Below are 26,188 nucleotides of genomic sequence, written 5' to 3'. Positions count from 1 at the left end.
AAACAAATCCAAGTGGGTTTACTATTAAATCTTTATTTTAACTATATCAAATCTTTATTTTAACTATATCAACTCATATTAGTAAAAGGAGTTATTATGCAATCCTTAATTCGAGATATTAACTTAGCAGCAGAAGGCCGTAAAAAAATTGATTGGGTTTCCAACTTTATGCCTACCTTAAATACATTAGGCGATCGTTTTGAAGCGGAACAAACTTTCAAAGGCCAAACTATTGTTGTTAGCGTTCACTTGGAAGCAAAAACAGCATATCTTGCAACTGTTTTAAAACGCGGTGGTGCTGATGTTATCGTAACTGGTTCTAATCCATTGTCCACACAAGACGATGTTGCTGCTGGCCTTGTAGATATGGGCATCACTGTATATGCTTGGTATGATTGCACAGATGAAGAATATTTTGATTTCCTTCATAAAGCATTAGATCATAAACCACATATCATCATCGATGACGGTGGTGACCTTGTAAACTTGTTACATACTACACGTCAAGACGCTAAAGAACGCCTTATCGGTGGTAGCGAAGAAACTACAACAGGGGTACATCGTTTATACGCATTAGAGAATGCTAAACAATTAACATTCCCTATGATTGCTGTAAATGACTCTTATTGTAAATATCTTTTCGATAATCGTTATGGTACTGGCCAATCCGTTTGGGACGGTATCATGCGTACTACTAACTTAACTGTAACAGGTAAAAATGTTGTAGTTGCTGGTTACGGTTGGTGCGGTAAAGGCGTTGCTATGCGTGCAAAAGGCCTTGGTGCACACGTATATGTAACTGAAGTAGATCCTATTAAAGCCGTTGAGGCTGTATTTGATGGCTTCAAAGTGTTACCTATGATTGAAGCAGCTAAAGTGGGCGATATCTTCTGTACTGTAACAGGCTGTAAAGATGTTATTGTAAAAGAACATTACGAAGTGATGAAAGATAAAGCAATCATGTGTAATGCAGGTCACTTCGACTGTGAAGTAAATGTAGCTGAATTAGCTGATCTTGCTGTAAGCCATGAGCGTGTTCGTCAAAATATCGAAGGCTATACGATGGCTGATGGCCGTAAACTATATGTATTGGCTGAGGGTCGCTTAGTTAACCTTGCAGCTGGTGATGGTCACCCAGCAGAAATCATGGACTTGTCCTTTGCTATGCAAGCTCTTGCTGCAGAGCATATCTTGAAAAACGGCAAAGAAATGGAGCCAAAAGTATATGTATTGCCTCATGAATTAGATGTGGAAATCGCTAAACTTAAATTGAACTCTATGGGCTATGATTTAGATTCTTTGACACAAGAACAAATCGACTACTTAACAAAAGTAAACTAATATTGAATGGAAATGTAATAGTAAATGATAGGCTTAGGTGTATTATTACTACTATATACTTTCAGAATTAATAACTATAACCGAGCTTTTATGGCTCGGTTATACCTATGAGGGAAGACTATGTCCGATTTATTGATTACTCATGTAGACGTCCTCACCGATGAGGGCGTTCTTAAAAATCATGCTATTGAAATTGAAAATGGCTATATTACAGCTATTTTAAAGGATAGTGATGCTATTAAAGCAAAAGATGCTGCTAAGGACGTACTAGATGGTAAAGGCCAATTGGCAGTGCCAGGTCTTGTAAATACGCACACTCATATTGCGATGGGGCTATTTAGAAACTATGCAGATGATCTTGAGCTTATGGAATGGCTTGAAACTGCGATTTGGCCGACAGAAGCTAAACTAAACGATGATTACGTACGTTATGGCACACAACTTGGCATTGCGGAAATGCTACGCACTGGTACTACAACCTTTAGCGACATGTATTTCTTTATGAATACTACCGCTGAGGTAGTAAAAGAAACGGGTATTCGCTCTGTATTATCTCGTGGCTTAGCAGGTGTTTCTCCAACAGCAGATCAAGCATTAGTTGAGAATGCTGATTTATTCCGTACATGGAATGGCTTTGATAATGACCGCATCAAGGTATTACTTGGACCACATGCGCCATATACTTGTCCAGATGCTTATATGGAGAAGGTTATCTCCTTATCTCATGAATTAAACTGTGGCATTCACATGCACTTGTCTGAAACTAAAGGGGAAGTGGAGAATGTAATGAAAGCTACAGGTAAAACTCCAATCGCTCATATGCATGACCTAGGTTTATTCTGGAATACTACATTAGCTGCACACTGTGTTCATGTTACAGATGAAGATATGGCAATTATGGCTGAAAACAATGTAGCAGTAGCACATAATCCGCAATCTAACCTTAAATTAGCAAGTGGTATTGCACCCGTTCCTGAAATGATCGGTAAAGGTATTACTGTTGGGCTTGGCACGGATGGTTCCGCATCTAATAATAATGCGGACATGCTTGAAGAAGTACGCCTTGCGGCTACCTTACATAAAGCACGTCTCTACGATCCTAAAGCGATTCCTGCACAAGCAGCTTGGCATATGGGCACTGTAGAAGGAGCGAAAGCACTTGGTTATACAGACCTTGGTGTTTTAGCGAAAGGCTATCGTGCAGATATCGTACTATATGACGTATCTGGTATGCACTGGATGCCACGTTACAACGATTTAGCGGCACTTGTATACTCTGCAAACAGTTCTGATGTAAATACTACAATTGTAGGTGGCAAAGTTCTTATGAAAGACAAAGAATTGCTTACTATTGATGAAGAAAAACTTCGCGCAGAAATCACTAAGGCTCAAGAGTATTTCAGTAACTAATATTTTAGTAAAAACTATATCTGTAATTGATTAACTTCTTGTTGTCTATTGTAGTACTACTTAGGTTTGTATTTATATAATATAAGTTTGCATGCGAGGTACTGCTATGTTACTTTGATGATTCTATCATCAAAGACAATAAGAAATAATAAATACAAGAAAACCCACTCATAGTATGATATGTTCCTTTACTATATAACTAATAAAGGGATACATATTATATGGAGTGGGTTTATTTTATAATGTTTTACTATAAATGCTATTTTATTACTTTCACCAAGAACATTGGTACAGGAATATAAAATTCATCTTCTTCACTGTAAATACGAGATCCTACGGTGGTATCAACGCTAACAGAGCTAGCACCTAACTTTGTGAGTAGTTCTTTATCCCATTGAGGGCGTGTAAAGGAAGAAATTTCAAGCATATGATAAATCGTATGGCACCGCTCTTTTAAGTCATTGCTTACATGTTCATGGGCATGATGAACAGATTGTGGTAAGTCATGGTGATTGCGAGCATGTTCCGCATCATAATTGAGGATTAAACCGCCTGGACGAATGATGCGTAACCATTCAGCATAGGCTTTATCTGGATGTGGTAAGTTCCATGTTACATTGCGGGCTACAACGATATCAAAGGTATTGGAGTCAAAGCTAAGATTTTCGGCATCCATGACGGAGAAGGTAGCATCACTATCAAGGGATTCTGCCAGTTGATTTGCTTCGTCTATCATATTAGGCGTAATATCGATGCCGTGTACTGTATGTCCTAGTTGAGAGAGGATAATACTAAAGAAGCCTGCACCACAACCAATGTCTAAAATACGTAAAGAGCGATCAGAATCAAAGATATGACTCGTTAGTTCATCTCTCCATAATTTAAGTTTAGGGCTCTCTAATTCTTTAGCTCGTAAAGCTCCAAAATCGTGAGCTCGATCTGTCCAATAGGATGTAATAAATTTTTTATCATCCTTCATAGGATGGTTCTGTTCAAAAATATCGTTCATACGTTAGTTCTCCTCATATTTTATAATCTTTATAGTACCATAAACAATGAATAAACTATACAGCAAAAATCACATTTATACTATAAATACATAGGGATAGATATGTTATAATATTTTTATATTTTGTTTAATGAAAGGGCAGCGCTATGATATTACAAACTGGACAACGTACAGATATACCTGCCTTTTATGGTCAATGGCTGATTAATCGTATACATGAAGGTTTCGTAGACGTTCGAAATCCTTATAATCCACTACAAATAACGCGTTATACTATTAATCGCGAAGTAGTAGATGGTATTGCTTTTTGTACGAAAAATCCCTTGCCATTTATACCATTAATAAATGAAATTGAAGAGTATCGGCAATATTGGCATATGACGATAACACCTTATGGACGTGATATTGAGCCCTATGTACCGCCATATGAGTCTATAATAGATGGTTTTAAACATATTTCCAATGAGCTTAATCCTCAGTCTATGGTGTGGCGCTATGATCCAATTATTTTAACCAATGAATATACCATAGATTTTCATTTTGAAAGCTTTTATAAAATGGCAAAGTCTTTAAAGGGCTATACTGATACAGTTATCGTTAGTTTTTTAGATATCTTTGATAAGGTAGCTCATAATTTTCCTGAAGGCTATAGACCGAGTTTAGATATTCAGACGAAGATTATTAAAGAATTAGTATCTATAGCTCATTCTCATCAAATGATACTTAAAACCTGTGGAGAAGGGGACGTTTTCAAAGAATTAGGTGCTAATGTAGAGGGCTGTCTTACACTAGACTGTTATGAACGTGCTTGGAACGTAAAATTAAAAGCACCGAAACGAACACCAGCTAGACCAGAGTGTAATTGTTATTTACATGGTGATATAGGTGCCTATGACACTTGTAGTCATTTCTGTCGTTATTGTTATGCCAATACGAATCAAGCTGTAGTTCGCCAAAATCAAATGAAACATGATCCAAATTCTAGCTTACTCATTGGATCACTTTCAAAAACAGCAATTATCAAAGAAAGCACGGATAAGAGCTGGATTGTAGACGAAACTTTTACACAAGATAGCTTATTTTAACTAGAATTATGGGGAATTACGAAACTCAAAACATTGACGTATCGTGTAAAATATAAACAAAAGGTGTTGGGTCACCTCAAGAATATAAGAGAGTTAAACGACTTTTAATTGTTTATGTATTATTACAAGGAGGTGGATTATGATCACCTATAAGACTGACAGTAAAGAATCCTTAGAATCTTCTGAAGCGTCTATGCCAGTACTAGCCATGTGCTACGATTTTGATAAAACCTTAACCCCTGATGATATGCAGGCACAAGGTTTTATTCAATCTGTTGGCTATAACGAAGAGCAAATTAAACAATTCTGGCAAGAATCGAATGAATTGGCTAAAAAGAATGACATGGATAATAACTTAGCCTATATGTACAAGATGATTCAAGAGGCTGTAGGCCATTTCTATGTAACGAAAGAAAAGCTTATGGAATATGGCAATCAAGTAGAACTATACGAAGGCGTTCGTACTTGGTTTGAACGTATTCGGGACTATGGTTTAGAACATGGTGTACGCATTGAGCATTACATCATTTCTTCTGGCTTAAAAGACATGATTGAAGGCACTGAAATGGCAAAAGAGGGGGCTTTCACCAAAATCTATGCTAGTGCATTTATGTTCGATGATAAAGGCGTAGCCGTATGGCCAGCTCAAGCTATTAACTATACAAATAAAACACAATTTTTATTCCGCATACAAAAAGGAATTCTCGATATTAATGATACAGGTGTTAATGATTATATTAAGCCTGAAAATCAACGAGTGCCGTTCCGGAATATGATCTATATTGGGGATAGCGATACAGATATTCCTTGCATGAGCCTTGTAAATGCCAATGGTGGTCATTCCATAGGTGTATATGATCCTATTAAAAAGGATAAAGATAAGGTATATAAAATGATGCGTCATCATCGTATTCGGTATTATGCACCAGCAGACTATTCAAATGGTTCAAAGCTAGATACCTTAGTAAAGCAAATTATACGTAAAACAGCAGCCTACGAAGTATTAGAGGGCGAATATATTCATTGTAAATACGAAGCAGAGGAGTAACATGGATAAATCTACATTAACTAGCGAATGGATTCAAACATTCAACCGATTGGGCTCTGAAGGTAAGTTAAAACCTACTGTACCATATCACGATTTATTCGCTCGTAAAGAGCTAAAAGGGTTTCCTTTACATACATTGCCTATGTGGACTGTAAACTTCCCAACAGGTCATATTACATGTTGTGACCCATTGGTAACGTTACCGAGCAAACCTGATACCTATATTAGAACGGTAGAACCAGGCACGTATCTATTGGAAACTAAAATCATTGAAATGGAACCAAATCAATATCGTTATGTGGCGAGCCGTGTTATATTTAATGGAAATGAGCCGGTAAACTACGAATTAGCTTTGAAAGGTACAGAAGATATTGAAATTCTAGATGATGGTGAAAGCTTCATCGGTTTCCCGGTAGACTCTGGTCTTGCTACAGTTGTGGATGCTGAAACAATTGAGACCTACAGAAAGTTCTACGATCAATGGCATACTAACTATCCTGATAAGAACATTTATGATGATTACTATAGCGATTTATTCCAATTAAATGCTATGGCATATCCTCAATACCAACGATCTAAAGGGGACTGGATTAACTTTACCATCCCTGAAACAGAATTAACTGTACCAATGATTCAATCTGGTTTTGGTGATGGTTTATACCCTGTATACTGGGCATTTGATAAAGATGGACAAATCTGCCAACTTATTATGGAATATATTGATTGTAGCGAAGCGTATCAGTAATCTCTAATTTATAATGTATTTCATAAATTTTAGGAGAAAATACTAATGAGGAATCAGCTTTCTAAAGAATGGCTAACTATATATGATCAATTAAATAGTGAAGGAAAATTAGAGGCACCTATCAATTATGATGATATATTTAATGCTGAAGAACTATTTGATAAAAAGTTATATAGATTACCAATGGGTGATTTTACATTTACAACAGGACATATCTTTGCATGTGATCCCGTTGTAAATCTAGGTACTTTAGAAAATCTTCCTTATTTTAGGAGTGTTGAACCTGGGACATATCCCGTTGAAACATTAGTTGCTGAATTAGGTCCAAATGATTATGGTTATGTTTTAACTAGAGTGTTATTTAAAAGTACAAAACCAGTACGATATGAGTTAGCGCTTATTGGCGATGAAGACCTTTCTGAATTAACCGGTGAGGAAAGTTTTGTTGGCTTTTCTGTAGATAGTGCTTTGGCAACCATTGTTGATGTAGCTACAGCAGAGGCTTATAAAAAATTTGAAGATCAATGGTATCAAAACTATCCAAATGGTAATATTTACTTAGATTTATTAGAGGAAAAGTTTAAACAAAATGCATTAGATAATCCTAAATATCAACAACCTTTCGGAGATTGGATTATTTTTGAAATTCCAGATACCAATTTATCATTTCCTATGATACGCTCAGGATACGGATGTGGTCTTTATCCTGTATATTGGGGTATTGATAGGGATGGAGATATTTGCCAAATAGTTGTAGAATATATTAGCTGTGATACAACTAATCATCAAATATAATTGAATATAAATAAGGCGCTTAGATAACTAAGCGCCTTTTATAGTATCTTATTTAGTTTAGAGCTTTAAATACCAAAGATCCAGTTTACAAGTACACGAATAATACTTAGGGTAAGAACAATTTCCGCAAGGAATCTTAAGGAACTTTCCATACCATTACCTAAATGTTTTAAACCGCCAATTTTGGCTTTACTTACAATATCACACCAGCACATATAATACCTCCATAAGAGTTGATATGAGTAAATTAGATAGCTTATATGATTATTTTACAACCTAATTCTAAAAAATTCAATATACAATTTTATTTAAATAGTAAGTTCTTATTAGATTGTTATAATTTGTAAGCGTATGTAAAGGAATCATTTAATTAAAAAAGTTAATTATGGTATTATGAGATTAATTATTATTGTTTTGTTTACTGGAGATCTATATATGAGAAAATTTATATTAGGATTAGCTATAGCATTGGCTGCATGTAATATAACATCTGCAAAAGAATATATTACCTTAGAATCCCCAGCTGGTAATACTATCGTCGATGAAAAAGGGAGTTGGATACTTGGTCCATATGATAACTTACACATAGATTATATGAAAGCCTCTAATGAATTTGTGTATGGATCCTTTTATGAAAATGGTCAAAAACGATATGTTAATTTAAGTAACATAGCTTATTTACCTGCAGGCTATGAATATGAATTTGATTACTATTATGCTAGAGCCTTAACCGATGGAGGTTTTAAACTAGTTAATTCTAATGGTACCTATGCTATTAATGATGTAGTACATAACTATAGCGCTATCAATGATAAATTAATATTAGGACAAAAAGGGGACTATTGGTATTTATATGATAAAAGTAATGGTATTCAAATCATGAATAATCCCATAAAGGGTGGATGGGAGAATATTAAATTTTATTGGTCAGCAGTAGATAAAAAGAATTTGTTTGAAATACATACTGCTGATGGATATATAAAATACGTAACAGATGAGGGAATATTACTAAGTGAAAGTGAAGCTCTGAACCTAATACATACAAATAACTATGAGAAATCAACTACAGGTGATGGTTCTGGATATGGTGACTTTTCTACCGAGAAGTTTTTCAGTAGATCACCATCAAATGAATATGTTTTATTTACAGAAATAGATAAAAAAGGCAATACATTGTACGGAATGAGAACAAATGAGAATACATTAGTAATTCCTGCAGTATATACATCAATCAAACATTTAGGTAAAAAGTTTGATTATTTTATAGCTACTGATAAAAATCGTAAGTATGGTATTATTGATTCGCTAAATAAAACAGTTGTACCTTTTGAATTTGATTCCTATGAACGATTAAGTGATCGTAGTTTTGTATTGAAACATTCAAAAGGTGTTCAAATATTTAATGCGCATTTAGGTATTTTATATAATGATGGATATGATAGTATAGATACATCAAAGCCTAATTATGTATTGAATAAGGTGACGACCGCAACTAAAGGCCAAAGAAAATATGTCATAGATACTAACACAGGATATGAATTATTCCAATTACCGAATTATGATGACGATATAACATCATTCTATAAAGACTTATATGTTTATAAGTCTAATAGTAAATATGGTCTCATGGATTATGAAGGCCACATAGGCATTGAACCTAAATTTGATAAAGTCACCATAGATGAGCCATTATTAGCTGCATATATTAAAGAAATGGAATCCTTTGATTAATAATGAGTGCATTCTTGTTATTTTTAAAAGTAACTTACATAAACTAGCTTATAGAAATATAGGCTAGTTTTTTTGTTTTTAAATTACTTCCGATAACGATATATTATCGGAAGTAATTATAATAAGAAAATTGGGGTTATAGGACAAAACGTGTTGGTACTTTAATCCCAATCATTGAAAGATAATTTGTCATAGTTATGCAAATCACCCCAAGAAATGGCATCCCCCCAAGTTGGAATTATGCCTTGAAGTTGGGCTCTTTCATTCATAGAACTATATATTTTAGAAATACTTGCATCAGTTGGCATTACCTTAAGTATTTCTTTTGCAGAAAGCGGTCTTGGTGAGTGTAAATAACACCACCAAAAGACCGCTTTTATGCGTTTTTCTACAGACATCCCTCGATGGTAACGCAATAAACGTCTGAGTTGTGCGTTTACTCCGCCTTCAATAGGGTTATTAGTCCTCGGACATTCTTTATCCAACACCAATGTTTCATCTAAATATCGAAACATTGTCTCTGTATTAATTAATACCACTAGAGAGTTATAGGCTTTTAATAATCGTTCATGCGTAGCTCTTAAATTATCATTACTATCACGTGTCATTTCACTTAGAAACTCTTTAAAAGTCACCCTCCAATTAAATAATCGTTGAATCCATATTTTTGCATCTTCCTGTGTTTTTACGTTATATAAATCGCTTGCTAAATCTTTTAACATAATGCCTGCTAATGTCTTAGGCCGCCTAGTAGTGTAACGATGTACTTGCCATACGGCATGAACAATACAACGTTGAAGCTTGGCGGTACGCCAAACTTTTTTTAATGCTTTTCTAAGACCAGGTCCACCATCAGAAACGACCACAATGGGTGTCGCTATTCGCTGCATAAGAGCTTGCCATGAGCGAGACTGTTCTGACCTACATAAATACCACCCTAATACATATTCACCATCATAACAGATCAAAATACAAGCTTTTTTAGCTAAGTAAATACCATCAACGAATACCACATCTCTCGAGGTTTCAATTTTGGGCGGCATAGGCCATATTTGCCAGAAATCAGCTATCTGTCTACGAAATGTACGGCCCTGCCCAGGCATGTCCTGTTGTGTTTCTTTACTAAATAACCAATTTAGAAATCGATGAAAACATTTAGTAGTATTATCAATAGTTTGTGTAAAGGTGATGTTACACTGCTTACAATGCCATCGTTGTGATCCAGCTTTAGTTTTCCCATATTTTTGACAAGAAAATCCACAATTTATACATCTTACCAGCATGATTATTCCCTCCACTTAGAACACGATTTTCTAAGAAGATATAACCTTATTGAAGCCAGTAAAATCAAGGGGTTTGGGACTTTTTACCAACACATTTTGTCCACCCTCTAAGTTTATCAAAAGAACTTAAAATGGCGATGGAAGCAGTAATTTACTGGCCCCATCGCCTATAAAACCAACACGTTTTGTCCTATAACCCGAAAATTGGGCCTAAATGGCCCAATCCCTTATGTTATATAGTTTTTTAGCTTATTGAGCTTATTTACGTTTAAATGTATACGGTTCGTATTCTACATCATTATTACGGTTAGTCCACCAGTTCCAACCAACTCTTGCTAACTTCCAAGCGATGAACCCTACGATGATCCCTAATACTAAGCCTGTTAATACATCTGTTGGATAATGTACAAATAAGTAAACTCTAGAGAATGCTACTACTACTGACAATACCAAGGCTAAAATCCCTAAATATCGCTTCTGAGGCGCTATTTGGCTCAAGCCTAGGTAAATGGTCATAGCAGATGCAAATGAACCAAAACTATGGCCTGACGGGAATGAAAAACTTGTCGCTTTTGGTAAAGCTGACTCTAATGGTACCGTAACATTCGGAAAATCTACAAATGGTCTTAAACGAGCCACATTAGGTTTTAATCCTTGATCACCGATGATAAATACAAATCCCAAGGCAATAATTATGGCTACGCCTAATACGCGGTATTTTTTTTGAATCATCAATAATAATGCGATTAGAATCCATAATGCGCCATTACTAGTGATTTTAGAAATAATTGCCATTATTGGCGTTAAAAAACTATATACAAGGTGTTCATGTACATAGAAAATCACAGAGTGATCAAATTGTAAAATTGAGTCCATAACTTCCTCTTCTATTTTAGTAAATGATAATTATTGAGAATGAATTGATAAATTTTCTTTGTCATTAAGATATCTATTTTTACATATTGGACTATGTTCAAATAATTTCTCATGTATAGTTCAAATAATAGCCTAAACTATTTGTATCATATGGTCAATAGTTTAGGCTATATTTAATAAAATCTTTAATTATGATTTCTTTTTGTCCGGTTTTTTCGGTGGATTTGGTGGTGCTGCAGGTGTTGCAGGCATTGTAATAATCGTATCTACTGGATCATATACGGACTCAAAGGAATCTGTTTGCGTTACCCAGTTACCATAGGTAATGGTTCTATACGTATTCATTGTTAAACCTACATGCCCCTCCTGCACTTCTTTTTCTTTTAATGAAGGATCTACCTTAGTGATAGTCTTGTTAGGAATTTCGCCATAGTCTCCTACAGAAATAGAAACATTTTTAGGCTTATCTTGAGCCGTACCTATAATGTAGATCGTTAACGTTCCATTGTTCATAACACTAAGGATATAAATAGATTGTTGGTAAGGATTTCTAAACTTAAAGTCTAAATAGCCCCAAGCTACGGTAGCATCACGACCAGCTTGAATATATCCTACTGGCTCAAAGTGTGGTGTACGCTCGATAATATTCATACCGGATAGTAAAGCTGTATTAAATATGGTAGAACTTACTTGGCAAATGCCACCGCCAATACCTGGAACTAATTTACCATCAATCATAACAGGTGCATCATCATAGCCAGCCTCTGCAGTACGTTCACCTACAACATCGTTAAAGGAGAACTGTGCACCCGGTTTAATTAGGGTACCGTTTATTTTATCAGATGCTAATTGAATATTATGGGTTCTACTTTCATTACTAGGATCATACTCTGTAGTGTAAGAAGCTAATACCGTATTCAAAGGTTTTAGATCGGCATCACTTACTTTTACGGTATTCTGTGTAGTAAATACCATAGATAAGGAGTTAATACTATCACCGGCCTGCAAATCATCTTTTAATTTCTTAAGGGTAGCATCAATATCGATACGCTTACCCTCTTTTGCAGGGTGTAATACAACTTGTCCATTTTCAATGGTAAGGTATGCATCATGTCCTGGCGTATCAATTGTTTTAGCCAATTCGCTTAGATAGGTTTTACCTTTTACCTCATCAAGCTTATATTGTGGTTTAAAATGATAACCGTAGAATAAGGCATTAAATCGATTTGAAAGTAGTGTCCACATATTATCTTCATAGCCATATGTAGAAATAGCTTTTATCATAGCATCTGTATCGATTTGGATCCCTAAATCATGATAGGTAGCTTGTTGTTTTTTATTATTGCCCATATCAATAGATATAGTTTGAGGCATTTTACTATTTAACTCTTGTAAGCGAGCCTGTAATTCATTCTTAGGTGTATTAGATAGATCTGTATCATTGTAATATACACCATAAGAAATATTTTCTGTTGGAATGTATGAACAGCCGCTTGTCCCTAAGAGAACAAGCATAGTTCCTACTAAAATATATTTCTTCGTCATTGTTTATAAACTCTCCCGAATTAGTTATCATATTCTCTAATTATAGCATATTACTGTCTAATCTATGGTACAATTATATTGATAATTTTAGAGTAAGGGTGAACTATGTCAAAGTCTAAAGAGCAACAGAAACATTTCTATTTGCGCAATAATGATGCGCTTATGAATAGTACCAAGTTGTCTATGAAAGCAAAACAAAGCATATTATTATCTAAGGCTGAAAATACTGTTGATGCCTACGAATCGGATTGGGACGATTTCGTAGATTGGTGTACTTATCAAAAGGTATCTTATTTTCCAGCTACATCAGAAACAATTGTGAACTACATAAATGATCTAGCTGATTATGCTAAGGCTAATACAATATCTCGTCGCATAAGCGCCATATCGGAGAATTATAATGCCTCTGGTCATAGAGATAACCCTTGTATGGCACCTATAGTAAAGCAAGCTTTACGAGGGATTAGACGCTTAAAAGGTACATTTCAACAAGGTAAAACACCAGTTCTTCTAGAAGATATTGAAGATATTCTAGAGTGTATGGACAAACTAGATGTGCCTGAGTTGCAATTATTACGTGATAAAGCGATTCTCTTAATTGGATTTATGGGCGCTTTTCGTCGTAGTGAAATTGCGGCCATTACAGTAGAACATCTACAGTTTTCTCCACAAGGTGTTGAAATCTTTGTACCATCGTCAAAAGCAGACCAAGAAGGTCAAGGTGCTGTTGTAGCGATTCCTCATCTATCTGGTTCTCCGTTAGACGCAGTACGTGCCTTACAGCAATGGTTACGTGCCTCTGGTATTACTGAAGGGCCTGTATTTAGAGGTTTTACTAAAAATATGTCACTTCGTAAAACAGGCATATCCGATAAAATGATTGCAGAAATTGTAAAAAAATATGTTTCTCTCATTGGTCTTGATCCATCTATGTATGGAGCCCATAGTTTACGTCATGGCTTTGCAACAACTGCGGCAGCTTATGGTGTGGAAGAACGTAATATTATGAGACAAACACGTCATCATAGTGTTAATATGGTTCGTCGTTATATTAATGAAGCCAATAAGTTTGTGGATAATCCTATTTCTACTATTTTTGAAAAACGATTTAGATGATAATTATAAATCAGTTGATTAAGATAGTATCCATAAATCGTATAATTACATACATTAGATAACAAAAAGCAGCTATCTCTATTAAGTAGCTGCTTTTTCGTTTGGGTTATACCCATATATATTTAGTTTTGAGCCACATAGTCCAAAGCTCTAACAGGACTATCATTTTTCTTAACCGGTATTTTTAAAACTGTACCAGGAACTAATGCACCAGAGTCATCAATTTTGTTGAGTTCCTTCATAGCATATACCATTTCACGAACATCCATATCTTTATGAGCTGTGCGAGCTGCAATATCCCACATCGTATCACCTGCTTGTACTTTTACTTCACGGATAGCATGTGTGTTTGCTTCTGTTACAGGATTTGTCATATTATAGCCGAACAAGATTGTTAAGCACATTCCTACCATCATTAATATATTTTTCATCTCATACCTCACATTTACATCGAACATAATATCTGAGAACATTTGTTTGTTTACATGCTTATATTAGCACACGAACGAATGTTCGGTCAAGTGTTTTAGAACAAATGTTTGCAAAAACTTTTAAAATTGCCTATAATAGGTATATAAGATAAGTAATTATCTTATGTTTTTATTATATAGTACGAAATGAGTAAATTTTTCCGCATATACATATTGATATTATTTTGACATTACATTGACTATGGAGGTTCATCGTGAGACGCCCTGCTACAGATATTAATACAAAACAGCGCCGTATATTAGATTTTATTAAGGACTCTTTACATAATGAATATCGTTGTCCAACTGTTCGAGAAATCTGTACCCATGTAGGCCTTAGTTCTACTTCTACTGTGCAATCTCATTTGAATGCTCTTGAAAAGTTTGGTTATATTAAACGAGATCCTAATAAAAATCGCGCTATTACAGTACTAGAGGATACAAAACCTTCTATTTCTGTAGAGGGTAATGAAACATCAAGTTCTGATAATTTTGAGTTCTTAGGCGCTGGTTTAAAACAAGTTCCTCTTATTGGTACTGTACAAGCAGGTATGCCTATTACAGCGGTAGAAAATTTAGAATCTACTCTTACATTACCTGTTCAATTAACTGGTGATTCTGACTGCTTTTTACTACGCGTTCAAGGCGAATCCATGATGAATATTGGTATGTATGAAGGTGATATGCTCATCGTACGCCATCAAAATACGGCTAATAATGGTGATGTTGTTGTGGCACGTATCGATGATGAAGCTACAGTAAAACGTTTCTATAAAGAAAATGGTCACATTCGTTTGCAACCAGAAAATGATGATTTCGATCCAATCATTGTTGATGATTGTCATATTGAAGGTCTTGTCATTGGCCTTGTACGAGATAGAATATAGAAAAAACCGGCAACTTATGGTTGCCGGTTTTTTCTTGTATCTATTAAGTTTATATATTACGTAAACTATTCTCTCTACGTAACATAGCAAAAATAGCACCTGATATATTGTGCCATACACTAAAGATAGCTCCTACTAGAGTTGCTAAAGGATTTAATGCAAAATTTGTTGCCGCCAATGTGACTGCTAAACCACTATTTTGCATCCCTACCTCAATCGCTAACGCTGTAGTTTTATCATATCTTAATTTAAGTATATATCCTACACCTAATCCTAAAAGCATGCCGAGTATATTATGTATGCCTACAACTAGTAATGTTTCTAAACCAGAAATTAAAAGTTTATCTCTATTAATGGCTATAATGGCTGCTATTAATAATATTATAGCAATCATAGAAACAATAGGACTTACACTAGTTAATGTATTAATCCGTGATTTACAAACATATTGGATGATTGCACCTAATAATATGGGAACTATAATTACTTTTACCATAGTTATTATCATTGGTAGTAATGCAACATTTACCCATGTACCTCCCAAATATAGAATTAGTAAAGGCGTTACAATTGGTGCTATTAATGTTGAAGTAATCGTCATTCCTACAGATAAAGGAACATCACCTTTAGCAATATAGGTGATGACATTGCTGGCGGTTCCACCTGGACAGCAGCCAACTAATATGACACCAATTGCTAAATCTGGAGGTAATGTAAAAATTTGACAGATTCCCCAAGCTAATAAAGGCATTATTGTATATTGAGCCAGTACACCTATACAAATATCCTTTGGATGTCTGAGAATACTACACAAATCTTCAAATTTAATAGTTAGTCCCATGCCAAACATAGCGATTCCAAGTAAAAATGGTGTATAAGCTATGGCCCAAGAAAAATATGAAGGCACTATATAAGCAATACAAGAAAAACCTATGATTAGTATCATTAAGTATTTGGATATCAGTTGATTTAGTGTTGTTAGTTGCTTCATAACTTCTCTCTCCTAATTTGGATCATATGAGAAGTTATCAATAAGACGTGTAGAGCCAATATATACTGCCATGGCAACTAGAACAGGAGCATTAATCTCTTCAACTGGTTGCATAGTATTAGCATCTACAACTGAAATATAATCTATCTTGGCCAAGGTCTCAGTATTTATAAGTTCTGTCATAGTATTAATGATACTATCAGCAGAAGCTCCACATTTAATGGCTTGTTTTCCTGTTTGAATAGATTTATATAGTATAGTTGCAGCTTTACGTTCGTCACTAGATAAATATGTATTACGAGAGGATTTTGCTAAACCATCTTGTTCACGCACAATAGGAACACCAATAATATTTACAGGAAAGTTTAAATCAAAAACCATTTTACGGATAATGGCTAATTGCTGTGCATCCTTTTCACCAAAATATGCATTTGTAGGCTGAATAATATTAAAGAATTTTGCTACAACAGTACATACACCTTTGAAGTGAATTGGTCTGCGAATGCCACATAATGTATTAGATAAATCAAGAATATCTACAAAGGCTTTTTTATCTTGATACATTTCCTCTGGACTAGGTGTAAATATGAGGTCCACACCATGTGATTCACATAGCTTTTTATCGCTATTGATATCACGTGGATACGTGCTTAAATCCTCATTTTCTCCAAACTGAATGGGATTAACGAAAATAGAGACAATTACCTTATCATTATTTTTTCTTGCTTGATCTATTAATGATGCGTGCCCATCGTGTAAAAACCCCATAGTTGGGACGTAACCAATGGAATATCCATCTTTTTTCCATTTACTAATCGTATTGCGTACATTTTCAATTGTAATTACATGTTCCATAATGATTCCTCCGTTTATTGTAAATACGAAGATAGGCCTATACAGTCTACTGTAATTCGATCAAAGACAATTAATTCTGATCAACTAATAAACCATGTTTCTCATAGTTCTTTATTTGATTTATCTTATTATTTGTATCTACAAATACAACGAGAGGCTTATGGCTCTCAACTTCAATTTCATTTAGCTGTGCATAACACATGATAATAATTTTATCATGTACTTGGACATGCCGTGCAGCAGCGCCATTTAAACAAATAACACCACTACCGGCTTCGCCAGCAATTGTATATGTACTAAATCGTGCTCCATTATTAATGTTTACAATTTGAACTTGCTCATATTCTCGTATTCCAGATGCATTCAATAGATCTGTATCTATAGTAATGCTCCCCACATAATCAAGTTCTGCTTGTGTCACAGTGGCTCTGTGAATTTTACCTTTTAACATTGTTAGTTCCATGTTAAACTCCTTGTGTTTTAATGTAATCGCCTTATGGTCGATTCGAAATATCACAAATTTCTGTTTATCATGAATTAACAGTAGACTAGAGTATAGTTGAAAATACTATCTCCAGTGAAATTATATCACAATATAAAATTTACACATTATATTTTTGGTTATTAGGCTATAACTGTTACTAACAAATATAAGACATATAAAACAAAACCAGTAGCTACATAGTAGTTACTGGTTTTATGATTATTTATATATTATTGTAAATATTCTGCTAATGCTTTATCAATATATGCGGCTTCATCAGCAGTTGGCTCACACATTGGTAAATTAAATACACCAACTGGCAAACCAATTTTACGTGCTGCGTATTTTACAGGAATTGGATTTGTAGTGATAAACATAGCTTTAATAATCTCAGATAGGCCTTGATGGAGACGAATAGATTCATGATTATGACCAGCTTCAAAAGCTTGAATCATAGCATTCATATCTTTACCAGCTACATGAGATACTACGGAGATTACCCCACATCCCCCTACAGATAACATTGGTAATGTAAGACCATCATCACCGCTATAAACCATAAAGTCGTCTCCAGGCATTAAGCGTTTGATTTCTGATGCAATCATCAAGTTACCGCTTGCTTCTTTGACGGCACATACATGTGGATATTCATTATGTAATTGAACTAATGTAGTTGGGAAAATACCTGTTCCAACTCGACTTGGTACATTATATACCATAATTGGTAATGTAGTAGCTTCCGCAATAGCTTTAAAATGTAAATATTGTCCCTGTTGGTTAGGTTTATTATAGTATGGTACTACTACAAGTAAACCATCGATACCATCGATGTTAGATACTTCTTTTATAAAATCTACAGAAGATTTTGTATCATTAGTACCAACATTGGCAATAATTGTACCTTTATGACCACATTCTTTAGCGATAGCCGAAAATAAAGCTAATTTATCCTCTTTAGACATAGTTGGATTTTCACCTGTTGTACCACATACAACAAGACCATCAGAACCATTATCTAATAAATGATTAGCAATAGTTACACAATTTTCAATATTAACGGATCCATCACTATTAAAGGATGTCACCATAGCTGTTAATACTCGACCAAAGGTTTTCATATCTGTCCTCCCCTGGAAAGATTAAAATGCTTGTTTTTCCACCAAGTACTCAGCAATTTGCAATGCATTAAGAGCTGCACCTTTACGAATTTGGTCCCCTACAATCCAGAAATTCATACCTTTGTCATTGTACAAGTCTTTACGAATTCGACCGATTTCACAATCATTTTGATTGGATGTATATAAAGGCATAGGATATAGTTGTTCTGCAGGATTATCTTTTACTTGTAAACCTGGGAATTTTTCACAAGCCGCTTTGAAAGCTTCTACTGATACTGGTTCTGCTGTTTCTACTAATACAGACTCAGAGTGAGAGCGGTATACAGGAACGCGAACTGTAGTAGGAACTACTTGAATAGTTTCGTCATGAAGAATTTTTTGTGTCTCGTAAACCATCTTCATTTCTTCTTTTGTATAATCGTTCTCTAAGAACACGTCGATTTGTGGCAATAAGTTAAATGCTACAGGATAATGTTTAGGTGCAGAACCTGTAGGCAATAAGTTTGCTGTCATTTCTTCGCCAGCAGTGAATTGTCTTACTTGGTTCTCAAGCTCTTCAATACCTTCTTTACCTGCACCTGATACAGCTTGGTATGTGCTTACAATAACGCGTTTAATAGGAGAAATATCATGAAGCGGTTTTAAGCCTAAGCTCATGATAATTGTAGAGCAGTTAGGATTTGCAATGATACCTTTATGCTTCAAAATATCTTCTGGATTAACTTCTGGTACTACGAGTGGAACCTCAGGATCCATACGGAATGCACTAGAGTTATCGATAACAATAGCACCGCGTTTCGCAGCTTCTGGTGCCAAAGTTTTAGATATGGAACCACCAGCGAAAAGTGCAATATCAACATCATCAAAAGATTCCGGCTTTGCTTCTTCTACAACATAAGTTTTGCCATTTACAGTTAGTTCAGTACCAGCAGAACGAGCAGAAGCTAATAATTTTAGGTTTTCGTAAGGGAAGTTACGTTCTTCAATAAGTGTAATGAATTCAGCACCTACTGCACCAGTAGCACCTAGAATTGCAACATTAGGTTTTTTCATTGATAAATCTCCTTGCTCAAATATTATAGATAATGTTCTAAACCGTATGTTAAACCTGTTTTAGAACTAATTTTTTTACACGCTAATACAACACCAGGCATAAAAGATAAACGGCTTAAACTATCATGTCGGATAGTTAATGTTTCGTCATATCCCCCAAAAAGTACTTCTTGATGAGCTACATAGCCAGGTAGACGTACACTATGGATAGTAACATCGTCAACCTTAGCACCACGAGCACCTGGTAAACTTTCACGAGTTAAATCTTCATCGGCAGTTACCTTAGCGGCCTCTTTAGCATCGCTAATTAATTTAGCAGTTAAAATAGCTGTACCAGAAGGCGCATCATACTTATGATTATGATGTAACTCTATAATCTCCACATTAGGGAAATATGGAGCTAATTCCGCTGATACTTTCATCATCATAACTGCACCTAGTGAGAAGTTTGGAGCTACTAAACAATTTGCATTATTAGCACGGCCAATTGCATCTAGCTCATCTCGTTGCTCATTTGTTAATCCAGTAGTACCAATAACAACATGAATTCCAGCAGATAACATTTTTTTCGCGTTTTCATAGATAACAGCTGGATTTGTAAAATCTACGATAACATCAGGTTTATTTGTATCAATTACCTCATCAATGGAGGCATTCATCTTGATACCCACTTGTTCGATTCCTGCTACGGAGCCTACATCTTCACCTGCCTTAGTTGGGTCAATGCCACCTACTAATGTTAATTCAGGATCGTTATGTACTGCTTTGACAACTTCACGACCCATTTTGCCGCCAGCGCCATTTACCATTACTCGAATCATATATACCTCCAAAAAAGCCAGTGGATGCATCCACTGGCTTTATAGATTATATAGCTATATATATTCTTACTAAAAGCTCAATGATAGCACTCCACCAATACAAGATTGATGACAGTTATCTATCTATTAAATAGACAACCAGAACGATGAGTTGCAATCATCGAACTTCGGCAAGCATCCCTTTTATCATGGATCAATGCATGCCTACTCCTCATGATTACTCTTAATACTCGCACCTCTATCAACATATTCATTTAATACTATTAGTATATGTAATTATGCGATTTTAGTCAATTAAAATGGTCAATAAGTTCTTTAGCTGCAGCTAAAGCCGTAGTGGACATTCCTCGACCAGACATCATAGAAGCTATCTGAGTAACTCGTTCCTCCTCATTTAATACTGCTAAGGTAGAGATTGTGCGGTCATCTTGCTCTATTTTAGAGAGATGATAATGTTGTTTTGCAATACTAGCTGTTTGAGGTAAATGAGTTATACAAAATACTTGATTAGTTTTAGATAAATTCAGGATTTTTTCTGCAACCTTAAGTGCAATATCACCACTGATGCCAACATCGATTTCGTCAAATACCATAGTTTTGAAAGCATCACTACGGAATACTGATTTAAAGGCTAAGGCGATACGAGCCAATTCACCACCGGACGCTACTTTATGTAACGGAAGCAATTGTTCCCCTTTATTAGAAGAAAATAGCATTTCAATGGATTTAGCACCTAATGAAGAGAGTTCATCCCCTTCTTCAATATGAAATTGAATATCACCCTTAGGCATTCCTAAATCAACTAATTCTTGATGTAAAGCTGTAGAAATCACTTTCGCATTTTTGAGTCGAACCTTGTGCAAAACTGTTAATGCTTCTTCTGCTACTTTTTTGGCTTCTTCAAGACGAGCTTCTAATTCATCTTGAGCAAATACAAGTCCTTCTAGTTCTTCTAAACGTGCTTGAGCCTTTTCTTCATATGCTAAAATTTCTTCTACGGAATCACCATATTTTTTCTTTAATCCATAGATGGTAGTATCTCGATCTTGGCAATATTTATAACGTTCCTCATCGTAGCTGATGGTGTCTCTGTAACGGTCTAAAGACTGAGCCGCTTCTTCTAGTTGGAAATACGCAGAGTCAACCATTTCAGATACTTCTTTTAATTCTGCATCGTATTTTACAAGGTCATTCACCTCAACCTTTATAGAATTAATCGTGTCTAATAAAGGTTGACGACCATTGTAAAAGGCATCATAGCAAGATCCAAGTACTTTATCAATGTGTTCGAAACTATCTAGACGCTTAAGTTCCTCAGCAATAGAAATATCTTCACCAATGCTTAAACCAGCATCTTCAATCTCATCGATTTGATATCGTAACATATCGAGCTCTCGAGCGCGCTCAGACATATTCTCTTGTAAATTATCTACTTCTTGCTTAGCTTGCTTGTAGACTTTATAAGCCTCTCTATAAGCCTTATAAGCAGTTTTACCTTCTTGATTAAAAGTATCTAAATATTCATGATGTGTATCAGCATCAAGCAATCGTTGGTTACTGTATTGACCATGAATATCTGCTAAATATTGACCAATTTCTTTTAATGCTTTCAATGGTATCGGCTGATCATTAGCTAAGATCGATGATTTACCATTACGGTTAAAAGAGCGTGATAGAATTAATTGGCCTTCTTCAACCATTATATTTTTAGACTCTAATAATTCTTGAATACTTTGGTGATGAGCAATATCAAATATTCCGTCTATAACAAAACTATCTTTACCGTGACGAATAAACTCGCTGCTCGCGCGTTCTCCTAATAGGATACTAAAGGCATCCATAAGAATGGATTTCCCTGCCCCAGTTTCGCCGGTAAAGATAGTTATGCCATCATTAAATGAAATATTCATTTGCTCAATCAACGCAAAGTTGCGAATGCTCATTTGCGTTAACATATGATTAGTCCTTCATTAAATCTTGGATTTTCGCTAAAATCGCTGGAACTTCAGCTTCAGATTTTGCAATTAACAAAATAGTATCATCCCCTGCTAAGGTACCGATAATTTCAGTCCATTTTGCATGGTCGATAGAAAATGCTACAGATTGAGCAGAGCCAGGAATTGTATGTAATACAACTTGGTTTAGACTGTGATCAACCTTAATTAAAGAATCTTGGAATAATCTGTTAATGCGACTACGAGATAAAACTACGTTTTCCTCAGGTGATAACGCATAACGATAATGTCCATCGCCTGTAGGAATTTTAATTAACATTAATTCCTTAATGTCACGGGAAACTGTAGCCTGTGTTACTTCAATACCTTCTTCTAATAAGGCCGCTGCTAGTTCCTCTTGTGTTTCAATCGCCTTGGACTGCACGATTTCTTTAATTTTGTTATAGCGATAGCGTTTCATTGTGAACTCCCTTTTTTAAAACTTGCACATAAAAGAGAATAATATCTTTCTGATAATATTATACCATATATTCATAATTAATATATGGTATAAATCGCATATATCATACTCGTTATGCATATTATACTAATATTTAAAATATTGTTAATTTTCTATATACTGATAACGTGCAAACGCTTAACCTATAAGGTTCATCTATTTATAGGGAATTAATAATTTAAAAGTAGAAAAATATACATGTATAAATAAAAGCCCCTATAAAGGGGCTTTTACATGTTGATTATGAGTTTTATTCATAATGAATAAAGATATATAGCTTTTTATCGTTTTTGTAATATAAACAACTCTGGTGGGTTATTAATTTGGTTCATTGGATGCCAATGACATACATTATACAATTTCTGTTCTAAATCTGATAAATATGATGTAAGAGACTGCATTTCTTCCTTCCCTTCAGAAGTTCCAGGGTAAGCAACAATTGTGATAACTCCTGATTTAGATAACTTATGTAACCCCTTATCTATGGCATCTATAGTTTGATGCGGTTTAGTTATAACTTTATGATTACTACCAGGCAAATAACCTAAGTTGAAAATCATTAAATCGATAACTTCATCTTTTAATTGATGAGCTAAGGCTAGATCATGGGAATCATGAATAAAGGTTAGACTTACATCAGGTGCAATATCATTAGTCTTTAGTAGTTCTTTACTACTATTGATGGCTTTCATTTGGATATCGATGCCAAATAAATGACATCCTTTTTGTGCACGCTTTGCTAAGTACAATAAATCATGTCCATTACCACATGTAGCATCAACTACTACTTTGGCTTTTTTCATTGACCGATCCCAGATTAAATGTTGAAATTGAACAGCATTGTTAATGTTAATCACGAAACCACCCCACTTGAGATTTGGTTATAACAATTCGTCTCTACGAGACGCTAATTTTTTAAATAATGTACCAAAGAAACATTGATCTTTGAATCGTACAAATAAGCAGTAAACAGGATTGGAACTTATATGTAAGGTTTCTTTATTTGTAAAAGTATAGTCAAAAGTACCATCAATACAAATGTGTAATTGTGGTTCTCGCTCAGGCATTGTAATTTGAATCGTATCATGCTCCTCTAATACTAGAGATACACCTTGGATTAGATGCGGTGCTACTGGTGTAACTATGATAGATCTATTATCTGGTTTCATAATAGGTCCCCCAGCAGATAAATTATATCCCGTAGAACCTGTAGCAGAAGAAATGATTAAACCATCAGATGGATACATTTGAGTATGTTGATTATTAACAGACATATGAATTCGTGCCATTTTTGCTGGTTCTGCACGAGTGATAACAATTTCATTAATAATTGGTACTAACTCCTCTTCATTCCCATCATTACGGTCAATATAAGCATATAAGTGACCGCGCTTTTCTATTTTGTACTCACCTTGAACTATACGTTTTATATGACTTTGCATTTGGTGAATTTCTATTTGATTTAAGAATCCTAGTTCACCTAAGTTAATACCGCACACTGGTACATTATACGGATAGATTTGTCGGGCTAAATGAATGATTGTACCATCTCCACCAAAACTAAATGCAATATCTATTTGTTTAAAGATTTCTGGACGGCTTATAATATGAGTTTTTGGAATCTTAAGTACTCGTGCAGGTGCATCTGATTCGAGATCATCTGGCAAAAATACTTCGATACCTTCTTCTTTACAAATATGAGCAGCCATTTTTAGAACTGCCATAATGTTGCTTTTCCCCATATTCGGGAAGAATCCGATACGCATAGTAATCTCCTATAACGAATGAGCTTCAGTAACGACTGCATCAATTAATTCATCGTTAATAGTTAAAGCTCCTTCTTCGTACTTTTTAAAATAACCTAAGAACTCAATATTTCCTTCCATTCCTTTGATGGGTGAGAAGGTTAAGCCATGGATATACAATCCACAGTCATAAGCAACTTGTAGTATTCGGTGTAAAACTTCTTTGTGAATGTTACTATCTCGTACTATACCGCCCTTACCAACATTTTCTTTGCCCGCTTCAAATTGAGGTTTAATTAAGGCAACAAGTGATCCCGTATCTTTTAATAATGTGGTAGCAACTGGTAGAACTTTGTCTAATGAAATAAAGGCTACATCAATAGAAATAAAATCTACAAGTTCACCTAATTGCTCTGGTGTAACAGTACGGATATTTTGTTTTTCCATGTTGATAACACGCGGATCTTGACGTAATTTCCAAGCTAATTGGTTGTATCCTACATCAATGGCAAACACTTTAGATGCGCCATTTTGTAATGCACAGTCAGTAAAACCGCCTGTACTAGCACCTATATCAACCATGACAGCGTCTTGTAAATCGATAGGATATATTTGGATAGCTTTTTCTAATTTAAGTCCACCACGACTTACATACGGCAAGGTATTGCCTTTTACAAGGATATTAGCATCGACAGGAACTTTTGTGCCTGCTTTATCAATGCGCGTAGTATCCATAAAGATAAGTCCCGCCATGATAGCGGCTTTTGCTTTTTCTCTGCTTTCAAAAAGTCCTCGATTGACAAGGAGTATATCTAACCGTTCTTTACTGCTCATAGTACACCATTATAAATATAATAAAACTGAATATAGGCTACGAGAATACCTAGAATTAAACCACCAAATACCTCCACAGGGGTATGTCCTAATAACTCTTTAAGCGCTTCTTTACGCGTTATTTGAACAGGAATATTTTTCTTCGTAAAATATTCCACAATTTGATTAAGTATTTGAGCTTGTTTTCCTGCCTCTAATCGAACACCGGATGCATCATACATAACGACTATAGAGAATACTAAGGACAAAATAAAGAGATCTGATACACCATTTTTAAGGTAAATAGCCGTAGTAGTAGCAATGACAAAGGATGTATGGGAACTAGGAAATCCACCAGAGCCTACAAGGCGTTCTGGACGAAATTTACCATGTCTTACCAGTTGCCATACAAATTTGATAGCTTGAGCAGTAAACCAGCCCCAAAATGCGGCTTGCGCTATGTAGTTATGTGCTATTTGTGGTAATATATCAATCATTCTTTGTACCTTTTAG

27 protein-coding genes and 1 riboswitch are annotated in these 26,188 nt (G+C 35.1%); of the genes, 9 read left to right on the top strand and 18 right to left on the bottom strand.

The genetic code is table 11. The features are described from left to right. Positions 1 to 96: 96 nt before the first annotated feature. Both VRHSUH09_RS01520 and VRHSUH09_RS01515 read left to right on the top strand, forming a co-directional pair. The gene (locus tag VRHSUH09_RS01520) at positions 97 to 1,341 is read left to right on the top strand and encodes an adenosylhomocysteinase (protein ID WP_060924575.1); all 1,245 of its coding nucleotides are present in this window, start codon (positions 97 to 99) and stop codon (positions 1,339 to 1,341) included. Between the two features lie 120 nt (positions 1,342 to 1,461). Continuing rightward, complete coding sequence (locus VRHSUH09_RS01515) at positions 1,462 to 2,751, top strand: amidohydrolase (RefSeq protein ID WP_105081173.1); 1,290 nt, start codon at positions 1,462 to 1,464, stop codon at positions 2,749 to 2,751. A gap of 259 nt (positions 2,752 to 3,010) precedes the next feature. Here the strand turns inward: VRHSUH09_RS01515 and VRHSUH09_RS01510 are convergent, their stop codons facing one another. After that, complete coding sequence (locus VRHSUH09_RS01510) at positions 3,011 to 3,760, bottom strand: class I SAM-dependent methyltransferase (protein ID WP_054747652.1); 750 nt, start codon at positions 3,758 to 3,760, stop codon at positions 3,011 to 3,013. A 146-nt stretch (positions 3,761 to 3,906) separates the two neighbouring features. Between VRHSUH09_RS01510 and VRHSUH09_RS01505 the strand changes: the two genes are divergently transcribed. The 4 genes from VRHSUH09_RS01505 to VRHSUH09_RS01490 all read left to right on the top strand — a co-directional run bounded on the left by VRHSUH09_RS01505 (position 3,907) and on the right by VRHSUH09_RS01490 (position 7,433). Further along, entirely contained in the window at positions 3,907 to 4,845 is a 939-nt protein-coding gene (locus VRHSUH09_RS01505; RefSeq protein ID WP_105081172.1) for a DUF1848 domain-containing protein, read from the top strand. Between the two features lie 139 nt (positions 4,846 to 4,984). Further along, positions 4,985 to 5,893: an HAD family hydrolase gene (locus tag VRHSUH09_RS01500; RefSeq protein WP_105081171.1), complete on the top strand. Its 909-nt coding sequence runs from the start codon at positions 4,985 to 4,987 to the stop codon at positions 5,891 to 5,893. A 1-nt stretch (position 5,894) separates the two neighbouring features. Then, positions 5,895 to 6,638 carry a DUF4241 domain-containing protein gene (locus VRHSUH09_RS01495; protein ID WP_105081170.1) on the top strand — a complete coding sequence of 248 codons (744 nt, stop codon included), beginning with the start codon at positions 5,895 to 5,897 and terminating at the stop codon, positions 6,636 to 6,638. 45 nt (positions 6,639 to 6,683) lie between these two features. Next, positions 6,684 to 7,433: a DUF4241 domain-containing protein gene (locus VRHSUH09_RS01490; protein ID WP_054747656.1), complete on the top strand. Its 750-nt coding sequence runs from the start codon at positions 6,684 to 6,686 to the stop codon at positions 7,431 to 7,433. Positions 7,434 to 7,498: 65 nt separating this feature from the next. On the opposite strand, the gene VRHSUH09_RS10400 is transcribed toward VRHSUH09_RS01490, so the two are convergent. Further along, positions 7,499 to 7,648 carry a hypothetical protein gene (locus VRHSUH09_RS10400; protein ID WP_009352573.1) on the bottom strand — a complete coding sequence of 50 codons (150 nt, stop codon included), beginning with the start codon at positions 7,646 to 7,648 and terminating at the stop codon, positions 7,499 to 7,501. A gap of 220 nt (positions 7,649 to 7,868) precedes the next feature. Here VRHSUH09_RS10400 and VRHSUH09_RS01485 point away from each other — a divergent pair, with 220 nt between their 5' ends. Next, positions 7,869 to 9,164: a WG repeat-containing protein gene (locus VRHSUH09_RS01485; RefSeq protein WP_105081169.1), complete on the top strand. Its 1,296-nt coding sequence runs from the start codon at positions 7,869 to 7,871 to the stop codon at positions 9,162 to 9,164. Positions 9,165 to 9,325: 161 nt separating this feature from the next. Here VRHSUH09_RS01485 and VRHSUH09_RS01480 read toward each other — a convergent pair whose 3' ends face one another. The 3 genes from VRHSUH09_RS01480 to VRHSUH09_RS01470 all read right to left on the bottom strand — a co-directional run bounded on the left by VRHSUH09_RS01480 (position 9,326) and on the right by VRHSUH09_RS01470 (position 12,868). Next, positions 9,326 to 10,447: an IS1249 family transposase gene (locus VRHSUH09_RS01480; RefSeq protein WP_009351498.1), complete on the bottom strand. Its 1,122-nt coding sequence runs from the start codon at positions 10,445 to 10,447 to the stop codon at positions 9,326 to 9,328. A gap of 258 nt (positions 10,448 to 10,705) precedes the next feature. Next, positions 10,706 to 11,323 (bottom strand): phosphatase PAP2 family protein, encoded by a 618-nt coding sequence (locus VRHSUH09_RS01475; protein ID WP_024062246.1) that lies wholly within the window; start codon positions 11,321 to 11,323, stop codon positions 10,706 to 10,708. A 189-nt stretch (positions 11,324 to 11,512) separates the two neighbouring features. Then, on the bottom strand, positions 11,513 to 12,868 hold the full coding sequence (locus VRHSUH09_RS01470) for a VanW family protein (RefSeq protein WP_105081168.1): 1,356 nt from the start codon (positions 12,866 to 12,868) through the stop codon (positions 11,513 to 11,515). A gap of 105 nt (positions 12,869 to 12,973) precedes the next feature. Between VRHSUH09_RS01470 and VRHSUH09_RS01465 the strand changes: the two genes are divergently transcribed. Next, on the top strand, positions 12,974 to 13,984 hold the full coding sequence (locus VRHSUH09_RS01465) for a site-specific integrase (RefSeq protein WP_105081167.1): 1,011 nt from the start codon (positions 12,974 to 12,976) through the stop codon (positions 13,982 to 13,984). Positions 13,985 to 14,106: 122 nt separating this feature from the next. On the opposite strand, the gene VRHSUH09_RS01460 is transcribed toward VRHSUH09_RS01465, so the two are convergent. Further along, on the bottom strand, positions 14,107 to 14,415 hold the full coding sequence (locus tag VRHSUH09_RS01460) for a LysM peptidoglycan-binding domain-containing protein (protein WP_054747453.1): 309 nt from the start codon (positions 14,413 to 14,415) through the stop codon (positions 14,107 to 14,109). 254 nt (positions 14,416 to 14,669) lie between these two features. On the opposite strand from VRHSUH09_RS01460, the gene lexA reads away from it, so the two are divergent. Further along, the gene (lexA, locus tag VRHSUH09_RS01455; protein ID WP_105081166.1) at positions 14,670 to 15,341 is read left to right on the top strand and encodes a transcriptional repressor LexA; all 672 of its coding nucleotides are present in this window, start codon (positions 14,670 to 14,672) and stop codon (positions 15,339 to 15,341) included. Between the two features lie 49 nt (positions 15,342 to 15,390). On the opposite strand, the gene VRHSUH09_RS01450 is transcribed toward lexA, so the two are convergent. The 12 genes from VRHSUH09_RS01450 to VRHSUH09_RS01395 form a co-directional block, all read right to left on the bottom strand. Beyond that, positions 15,391 to 16,332, bottom strand: a complete 942-nt coding sequence (locus tag VRHSUH09_RS01450; RefSeq protein ID WP_054747454.1) for a bile acid:sodium symporter family protein — start codon at positions 16,330 to 16,332, stop codon at positions 15,391 to 15,393. A 12-nt stretch (positions 16,333 to 16,344) separates the two neighbouring features. Next, positions 16,345 to 17,187, bottom strand: a complete 843-nt coding sequence (gene panC / locus VRHSUH09_RS01445) for a pantoate--beta-alanine ligase (RefSeq protein ID WP_054747455.1) — start codon at positions 17,185 to 17,187, stop codon at positions 16,345 to 16,347. 70 nt (positions 17,188 to 17,257) lie between these two features. Continuing rightward, a complete protein-coding gene (panD, locus tag VRHSUH09_RS01440; RefSeq protein WP_105081165.1) occupies positions 17,258 to 17,650 on the bottom strand; it encodes an aspartate 1-decarboxylase in 393 nt (130 codons plus the stop codon). Positions 17,651 to 17,901: 251 nt separating this feature from the next. Then, positions 17,902 to 18,789, bottom strand: coding sequence for a 4-hydroxy-tetrahydrodipicolinate synthase (gene dapA / locus VRHSUH09_RS01435; RefSeq protein ID WP_105081164.1), 888 nt, complete (start codon positions 18,787 to 18,789; stop codon positions 17,902 to 17,904). A 21-nt stretch (positions 18,790 to 18,810) separates the two neighbouring features. Further along, positions 18,811 to 19,842 carry an aspartate-semialdehyde dehydrogenase gene (locus VRHSUH09_RS01430; RefSeq protein ID WP_054747456.1) on the bottom strand — a complete coding sequence of 344 codons (1,032 nt, stop codon included), beginning with the start codon at positions 19,840 to 19,842 and terminating at the stop codon, positions 18,811 to 18,813. A 23-nt stretch (positions 19,843 to 19,865) separates the two neighbouring features. After that, positions 19,866 to 20,663 carry a 4-hydroxy-tetrahydrodipicolinate reductase gene (dapB, locus tag VRHSUH09_RS01425; RefSeq protein WP_105081163.1) on the bottom strand — a complete coding sequence of 266 codons (798 nt, stop codon included), beginning with the start codon at positions 20,661 to 20,663 and terminating at the stop codon, positions 19,866 to 19,868. Between the two features lie 76 nt (positions 20,664 to 20,739). Further along, positions 20,740 to 20,912, bottom strand: a riboswitch (Lysine riboswitch). Positions 20,913 to 20,953: 41 nt separating this feature from the next. Then, positions 20,954 to 22,618: a DNA repair protein RecN gene (gene recN / locus VRHSUH09_RS01420; protein ID WP_105081162.1), complete on the bottom strand. Its 1,665-nt coding sequence runs from the start codon at positions 22,616 to 22,618 to the stop codon at positions 20,954 to 20,956. Positions 22,619 to 22,622: 4 nt separating this feature from the next. Further along, positions 22,623 to 23,078, bottom strand: coding sequence for an arginine repressor (gene argR, locus VRHSUH09_RS01415; protein WP_004695825.1), 456 nt, complete (start codon positions 23,076 to 23,078; stop codon positions 22,623 to 22,625). Positions 23,079 to 23,398: 320 nt separating this feature from the next. Continuing rightward, positions 23,399 to 23,974: a tRNA 5-(aminomethyl)-2-thiouridylate-methyltransferase MnmM gene (gene mnmM / locus VRHSUH09_RS01410; RefSeq protein ID WP_105081161.1), complete on the bottom strand. Its 576-nt coding sequence runs from the start codon at positions 23,972 to 23,974 to the stop codon at positions 23,399 to 23,401. Between the two features lie 24 nt (positions 23,975 to 23,998). Further along, complete coding sequence (locus tag VRHSUH09_RS01405) at positions 23,999 to 24,883, bottom strand: NAD(+)/NADH kinase (RefSeq protein WP_105081160.1); 885 nt, start codon at positions 24,881 to 24,883, stop codon at positions 23,999 to 24,001. Between the two features lie 9 nt (positions 24,884 to 24,892). After that, positions 24,893 to 25,696 (bottom strand): TlyA family RNA methyltransferase, encoded by an 804-nt coding sequence (locus tag VRHSUH09_RS01400; protein ID WP_054747471.1) that lies wholly within the window; start codon positions 25,694 to 25,696, stop codon positions 24,893 to 24,895. After that, the gene (locus tag VRHSUH09_RS01395; protein ID WP_105081159.1) at positions 25,693 to 26,172 is read right to left on the bottom strand and encodes a divergent PAP2 family protein; all 480 of its coding nucleotides are present in this window, start codon (positions 26,170 to 26,172) and stop codon (positions 25,693 to 25,695) included. The genes VRHSUH09_RS01400 and VRHSUH09_RS01395 overlap by 4 nt, the downstream gene beginning before the upstream one ends. Positions 26,173 to 26,188 lie beyond the last annotated feature (16 nt).

The organism is Veillonella rogosae JCM 15642 (assembly GCF_002959775.1).
Lineage (GTDB): Bacteria > Bacillota > Negativicutes > Veillonellales > Veillonellaceae > Veillonella > Veillonella rogosae.
The sequence above is the reverse complement of the archived record's forward strand: the minus strand, read 5'-3'. Positions and strand labels throughout refer to the sequence as shown.